Source organism: Streptomyces sp. NPDC048106, assembly GCF_040706415.1.
Lineage (GTDB): Bacteria > Actinomycetota > Actinomycetes > Streptomycetales > Streptomycetaceae > Streptomyces.
This window is the reverse complement of sequence record NZ_JBEZND010000057.1, coordinates 41629-47628: the sequence shown is the minus strand read 5'-3', so window position 1 is coordinate 47628 and position 6000 is coordinate 41629. Positions and strand designations below refer to the sequence as shown.

The 6000-nt window shown below is 74.3% G+C and carries 5 protein-coding genes, 5 tRNA genes and 1 pseudogene; 6 read left to right on the top strand and 5 right to left on the bottom strand.

Translation table 11 applies throughout. The features are described 5' to 3' along the window. Positions 1 to 128 (top strand): annotated as a pseudogene (locus AB0927_RS37220) (DsbA family protein); the annotation flags it as partial. A 62-nt stretch (positions 129 to 190) separates the two neighbouring features. Here AB0927_RS37220 and AB0927_RS37215 read toward each other — a convergent pair. From AB0927_RS37215 to AB0927_RS37205, 3 genes are all read right to left on the bottom strand, one after another. Then, on the bottom strand, positions 191 to 1018 hold the full coding sequence (locus AB0927_RS37215; protein WP_366672262.1) for a GNAT family N-acetyltransferase: 828 nt from the start codon (positions 1016 to 1018) through the stop codon (positions 191 to 193). 70 nt (positions 1019 to 1088) lie between these two features. Further along, positions 1089 to 1910 carry an aminodeoxychorismate lyase gene (locus AB0927_RS37210; RefSeq protein WP_366672261.1) on the bottom strand — a complete coding sequence of 274 codons (822 nt, stop codon included), beginning with the start codon at positions 1908 to 1910 and terminating at the stop codon, positions 1089 to 1091. Further along, entirely contained in the window at positions 1907 to 2962 is a 1056-nt protein-coding gene (locus tag AB0927_RS37205; RefSeq protein WP_366672260.1) for a chorismate-binding protein, read from the bottom strand. The genes AB0927_RS37210 and AB0927_RS37205 overlap by 4 nt, the downstream gene beginning before the upstream one ends. Before the next feature lie 177 nt (positions 2963 to 3139). Here AB0927_RS37205 and AB0927_RS37200 point away from each other — a divergent pair. From AB0927_RS37200 to AB0927_RS37180, 5 genes are all read left to right on the top strand, one after another. After that, positions 3140 to 3212 (top strand) — tRNA-Gly (locus AB0927_RS37200). A gap of 38 nt (positions 3213 to 3250) precedes the next feature. Next, a tRNA-Cys gene (locus tag AB0927_RS37195) sits at positions 3251 to 3324 on the top strand. A gap of 1 nt (position 3325) precedes the next feature. Then, positions 3326 to 3397: transfer RNA gene (locus AB0927_RS37190), tRNA-Val, on the top strand. A gap of 50 nt (positions 3398 to 3447) precedes the next feature. Then, positions 3448 to 3519, top strand: a tRNA-Val gene (locus AB0927_RS37185). Positions 3520 to 3548: 29 nt separating this feature from the next. After that, positions 3549 to 3620 (top strand) — tRNA-Val (locus tag AB0927_RS37180). Between the two features lie 53 nt (positions 3621 to 3673). Here the strand turns inward: AB0927_RS37180 and AB0927_RS37175 are convergent. Then, positions 3674 to 3979: a zf-TFIIB domain-containing protein gene (locus AB0927_RS37175; protein WP_366672259.1), complete on the bottom strand. Its 306-nt coding sequence runs from the start codon at positions 3977 to 3979 to the stop codon at positions 3674 to 3676. A gap of 101 nt (positions 3980 to 4080) precedes the next feature. Beyond that, positions 4081 to 4965, bottom strand: coding sequence for an aminoglycoside phosphotransferase family protein (locus AB0927_RS37170; protein ID WP_366672264.1), 885 nt, complete (start codon positions 4963 to 4965; stop codon positions 4081 to 4083). Between the last annotated feature and the right edge of the window lie 1035 nt (positions 4966 to 6000).

Genomic DNA, 6000 nt, shown 5'->3' with positions numbered 1-6000 from the left:
TCGGCGTGACCGGCACCCCGACGTACGTCATCGGCGGCGAGCGGCTGGACGGCGGCAAGAGCCAGGAGGGGCTGCGCGAGCGGATCGAGGAGATCGCGGACCGGCTGCTGGGCGAGCGGGACGCCTGAGGCCACCTCCCAGCAGCGGGTCCGCGACACCGCGCCGCCCCCGCGAGCGGCCCCGGCCCCGCCTACAGCAGCGGCTTCGACAGGGAGTACGTCACCGTCTCGTAGCCGAGCGACTCGTACAGTCGCTCGGCCGGGATGTTGCCCGCGAACACGTTGAGGCCGAGGAGCGGCCGGCCGGCCTCCAGGGCCTGGCGTTCCGCGAGGAGCATGAGTGCCCGGCCGTGCCCCCGGCCGCGCTCGGCGGCGTCGGTCGCGACGTCGTACACGTACGCCGTGGCCTCCCGCAGGGCCAGCCACAGGGTGCCGACCCGGCTGCCCTCGCTCTCCAGGACGCTGAAGAGCATGTTCCCGGTCGCGAGCCCGTGCGGCAGCAGCCGGGCGTGGTCGTCGCGGGCCTTGGCGCGGGCGGTGGCCTCGGGGACGCCCCGCTCGGTCCACATCCGGGCGTAGCGCTCGCCCTCGCGGACCCGCCACGCCTCGAACTCGGCCTCCGTCATGGGCCGTACGCGACGGCCCGGCGGCAGCGCCGGCGGGGCGGCGTCGAGACGCTTCTCCATGCCCCGGTTGCGGAGGGTGTAGCCGAGGGCGTCGAACAGCCGCAGCGCGATGTCCGCCGAGGCCGCCGGCACGAGGACCTCGATCTGCCGGCAGCCCCAGCCGCGCGCCACCTCCTCCGCGGCGAGCGCGGCGATGGTGCCCCGGCCGCGGCGGCGGTCGGCCTCGGCGATCCGCAGCTCGTCGATGCGGGCCACCGTCTCCCCGAGGGTCGGCGAGGTGCCGAGGTGGATGTCGCCGACGGGACGGCTGTTCACGCACACCTGGTAGCGGCGCGAGCGCGTGCCGTCGGGATGCTGCTGAAGCGGCTCGACCGGCCGCAGGGTCGTGGTCATCACAGCTCTTCTACCCACGGCGCCGGGCCGATCCCCTGGGCGCCGGCGGCCCGTCGCCGCGCCGTCCGGCTCACGGGTCGAGGTCCTCGCCCGCCCGCTCCTCGAAGATCCGCATCGCCTTGGCGGTCACCGGCCCCGGCGCGCCCGGGAGTTCACGGGCGTCCACCCGGTGCACCGCCTGGATGTCGCGCAGGGTGGAGGTCAGGAAGATCTCGTCGGCCCGGTCCAGCACGTCGAGCGGGAGGTCGGTCTCCCGGGCGCCGGTCCATTCGACGGCGAGGGCGCGGGTGATGCCGGGGAGGCAGCCGGAGGCGACCGGCGGGGTGTGGATCTCGCCGTCCAGGACCACGAAGACGTTCGAACCGGTGCCCTCGCACAGCCGGCCGACCGTGTTGCCGAACAGGGCCTCGGAGGCGCCCTGTTCGTGGGCGCGGGCGAGGGCGACGACGTTCTCGGCGTACGAGGTGGTCTTCAGACCGGTGAGGGCGCCGCGCTCGTTGCGGGTCCAGGGGACGGTGATCACGGCCGTGGTGTCGGGACGGCGGGTGGTCGCGCCGAGGGCGACCAGCAGGGTCGGGCCCTGCTCGCCGCGGTCGGAGCCGAGCGGGCCGTGGCCGCCGGTGTAGGTGATCCGCAGCCGGCCGAGCGGCATCGGGTTGGCCGCGAGCACGGCGGCGCAGGCCTCGCGGACCTCGTCGTGGTCGGGCTCGGGCAGGCCGAGGCCCCGGGCGGAGCGGGTCAGCCGGTCGAGGTGCCGGGCGAGCGCGAACGTGCGCCCGTCGACCGCCTTCACGGTCTCGAAGATGCCGTCGCCGACGGTCAGCCCGTGATCGAAGACGGAGACCCGGGCGGCTTCCGCGTCCCGCAGCCCGCCGTCCAGCCAGATCCTCATGTGCACGCCTCTCCACTCTGCTCGTACGCCCCCGACGCTACCGCGAGCAGCCGGGACGCCTTCAGCTCGGTCTCCCGCCACTCCCCCTCGGGGTCCGATCCCCAGGTGATGCCGGCGCCGGAGCCGAAGCGCAGGACGCCCTCGGCGCGGTCGGTCCAGAAGGTGCGGATGCCCACGGCCAGCTCGCCGGTGCCCCGGTCGGCGTCCACCCAGCCGATGCCGCCGCAGTACGGTCCGCGCGGGGCCGGCTCCAGTGCCTCGATGATCCCGAGGGCGCTGGACTTGGGCGCGCCGGTGACGGAGCCGGGCGGGAAGGCGGCGTCGAGCAGCTCGGGCCAGCCCGCGCCGGCGCGCAGCTCGCCGCGGACGGTGGAGACGAGGTGCACGAGGCCGGGGTGCTTCTCCACCACGCACAGGTCCGGGACGGTGACGCTGCCGGTGGCGCAGACACGCCCGAGGTCGTTGCGGACCAGGTCCACGATCATCACGTTCTCGGCATGGTCCTTCTCCAGGAGGTCCGCCTCGGTGCGGCCGGTGCCCTTGATGGGGCCGGACTCCACGGTGCGGCCGGTCCGGCGCAGGAACAGCTCCGGGGAGGCGGTGGCGATCTCCACCCCGTGCGCGGGCAGGCGAATCGTTCCGGCGTACGGCGCCGGATTGCCGCGGGCGAGCAGGGCGGTCAGGGCGTCCACGTCGGCGTCGGGGGCGAGCGGCGCGCTGAGCACCCGGCAGAGGTTGGCCTGGTAGACCTCGCCGGCCGCTATGTGCGCGCGGATCCGCCGGACGGCCGCGGTGTAGGCGGCGCGGTCCAGGGAGGAGGTCCAGTCCCCCACCGCGGGGCCCCGCCAGGCGCCGGGCGCCGGGGCGGGCACCGGGGCCCGCCGTACGTCCGCGAAGCGCGCGCAGGTCAGACGGCCCTCGAAGGCCGCGCACACGGCCCAGAAGCCGGTGGACTCCAGGGCGGCGGGATCGCTGGTGACGTCGAGGAGGCCGGTGGCGAGACGGTCGCCGAAGCGGGCCAGCGGGGGGAGACCGGGAGCATGGTGGAACACGTGGCCGAGTCTAGGTGGGTGGCGCGGAGGTGACCCGGGGATGTCCCGGAGGGGGCCCCGGCCGCCGGTCCCGCCGGGCGCAGCGCAGCACGCTGCGCAAACGCGTTTTTGTACTGGCCCGGGAATCCGCTAGAGTTCAACACGTCGCCGGGACGCGCAAGCGGACCGAAACGACAGGCGGACGTAGCTCAGTTGGTAGAGCGCAACCTTGCCAAGGTTGAGGTCGCGAGTTCGAGCCTCGTCGTCCGCTCGAAGGAAGAAGGGGTCATCCCGATCCCCTACACTCCTGGTGGAGTGGCCGAGAGGCGAGGCAACGGCCTGCAAAGCCGTCTACACGGGTTCAAATCCCGTCTCCACCTCCAAGGACGATTAGCTCAGCGGGAGAGCGCTTCCCTGACACGGAAGAGGTCACTGGTTCAATCCCAGTATCGTCCACTGGATCACCGGTTCGTCCGGAGGTCCGGGTCTCTCGAAGATCCATCCCCGCGCGATTAGCTCAGCGGGAGAGCGCTTCCCTGACACGGAAGAGGTCACTGGTTCAATCCCAGTATCGCGCACTGAACGTGATCCCCGGATCACTGTCCGCGGACGATTAGCTCAGCGGGAGAGCGCTTCCCTGACACGGAAGAGGTCACTGGTTCAATCCCAGTATCGTCCACACATCGGAAAACCCCCGGCCGTCTCCACGGCCGGGGGTTTTCGCGTGGGGCCTCAGCTGGAGAACAGCATGTGCGTGAAGCTCCGGTGGCGATCGTGGTGCCCGTGGTGCCCGTGGTGCCCGTGCTCGTAGTGGCCGCCGTACGGGGCGCCCCAGGCGGGCGCGGACGGGGCCGGGTACCCCTGCGGGGCCGCGGGCGGGGCCGGCGGGACGGGCTTGGACCACTGGGATTCCAGCTGGGTCAGGGCCTCCAGCTCGCCGTAGTCGAGGAAGATGCCGCGGCACCCGCTGCACTGCTCGATCTGGACGCCGCTGCGGTTGTACGTCTGCATGGGTGCGTGGCACTTCGGACACTGCATGGTCGGCTCAACTCCTCGCCGGTCGGTACTGCTTCCTGGTTCCCCAGGACAGACTGCGTTTCGCAGCGCTTGGTTGCGACGTCCCGCGGGGAAGGGGCGCGTCACAGGGCGGACATGCGGGCGCAGGCGTCGACGAGGGCTTCCTCGGTCTCGTCCAGCGGGCGGTCCGCCGCGAGCGCCCTGGTGATCGCCAGGGCGGCCGTCTGCACGGTGAGGGCGCGGGCCGGGACGTCCAGGGCGGCCCAGGGGTCGCCGGCCGCGGGGACGGCCGGACCGTCCGCCCGCCGGTAGGCGGTCAGGAAGCGGGTCCACTCGTCGGGCGACAGGAGTCCGCAGGCGTACCAGGCGGCGGGTCGGGCGAGGTCCCAGGCGGGGACGCCGAGCCCCAGGTCGTCCACGTCGATCAGCCGCCAGGGGCCGTCGGGGGCCGGGTGCCGGACGAGTTGGCCGAGGTGGAGGTCGCCGTGGCACAGGAAGGCCGGGCCGGGCATGGGGGCCTCGGCCCGGGCCCAGGCGGGCAGGGCGGCCCAGGCGTCGAGGACGGGGCGGGCGGCGGGGTGGGTCCGTGCGCGGAGGGCGGCGTGGAGGCGGGTGACGGCACGCGCGGCCTTGGCGGGGCCGCGCATCGGGGGCAGGGCGGGGCGGGGGGCGCCGGCGTGCAGGCGGGCGAGGAGGGTGGCGACGGCTTCCCACGGGGCGGCGGCGGGTGCGTCGGGGTCCACCGGGGTGCCGTACGGCCAGGAGGTCACCAGGCGGTCGTGCAGGTGTTCCGCGGCGGGGGCGAGCGGGGGCAGGAGGATGCCGGGGAGGCGGCTGGCGGTTTCGAGGCGCCGCGTCAGGTGGGCGGGGTCGGTGCCGGGGGCGTGGGCCTTGACGACGGTGTCCCCGAGACGGATGACGGTGGCGTCGGGGCGGTCGGCGAGGGTGGTGGGCGCGGCGGACCGGGGGTGCGTGGCGCGGATGTGCGCGAGGAGCGCGGGGACGATGTTCACGGTGCCTCGGGCGGTCGGGGGCGGTGAGGTGTACGACGGTGGGGCGCGGGCCGGCGGTTGCGGTGTCCGGCGCCGCGGCCGGGGCGGGCCCGGGGGGCGCGCGGGACCGCGCGGCCGGCCGGGGCGAAGTCACCGGGGGCGCCGTCCCGGCGGGAAACGGCAATGCCGGCGCAGCTCCCCAGCTGCGCCGGCATGTGTGCCGTCCGCCGCACCCCCGTCCCCACGGGGTTTCATGGATCGATGTCCCCGCCCGGACCGCTCTTCCGGGCCTGGGGTCGCCGCTCAGCGCCCCAGCATCGCACCTACGGACGACGCCTGTGTGGCCACCGTCTCCCAGCCGTCGAAGACGAGCAGGAGCAGGGCCGCCAGGGGAAGGGCCATGAGCGTCGCCACCAAGGGGTGACGGCGACCCGTGCGGCGGGGTGCGAACGCGGTACGTCGCGGTGCCGGGTGGGTCATGGTCCCTCTCCTGACCGTTTCGGTTGTCTGTTGCCTTCGCAGCGGCGGGTGTCCGACCTCGGGGGGCGAGCGCTGCACCCGCCGCTTGACCTCAAATCTAGGCGCGGGGCGCGAACCGGGCGTCATGCCCTCGTACCGATTGCCGGGCCTCCCGGAGGATGAGCCCCCGGCCGCGATCTACTCCCCAGGGTGGAGAGCCGGTCCCCGGTCTCGGGGTCTTCCCTGAAGGGTGGCCCGCCGTGTCGGGCATGTCGGACCCGGACAGCGCCCCGGAAGGCGTGACTTCGATCACTCGAAGCGGTCGTGGGGCGGGTGCCGGGTGCTGTCCGGACGCCGGTCGGCGACGGGTGGGACGGGGTGCCCGCGGCGGGTTCCGGGACGGCGGGAGAGGACGGGGAGCCCTGGTCGCGGCGGGGTCAACCTCCGTGCGAGTGCCCCCGGTTGGCGATGACGGTCGGTCAAAGGTCCGTCTGAGGCTGCCCTCTTGACCGCGTTCCGCCCCGCCCGCGCGGCGCGCACAATCCATCGCGCCGAGAGGGCGCGGCCTCTGCGCGCGGGCGGCCCGGTAAA

Excerpts from the sequence above, each read along its gene's own strand:
- AB0927_RS37210 (WP_366672261.1), bottom strand. The coding sequence starts at position 1,910 with ATGAGGATCTGGCTGGACGGCGGGCTGCGGGACGCGGAAGCCGCCCGG.
- AB0927_RS37215 (WP_366672262.1), bottom strand. The coding sequence starts at position 1,018 with ATGACCACGACCCTGCGGCCGGTCGAGCCGCTTCAGCAGCATCCCGAC.
- AB0927_RS37175 (WP_366672259.1), bottom strand. The coding sequence starts at position 3,979 with ATGCAGTGTCCGAAGTGCCACGCACCCATGCAGACGTACAACCGCAGC.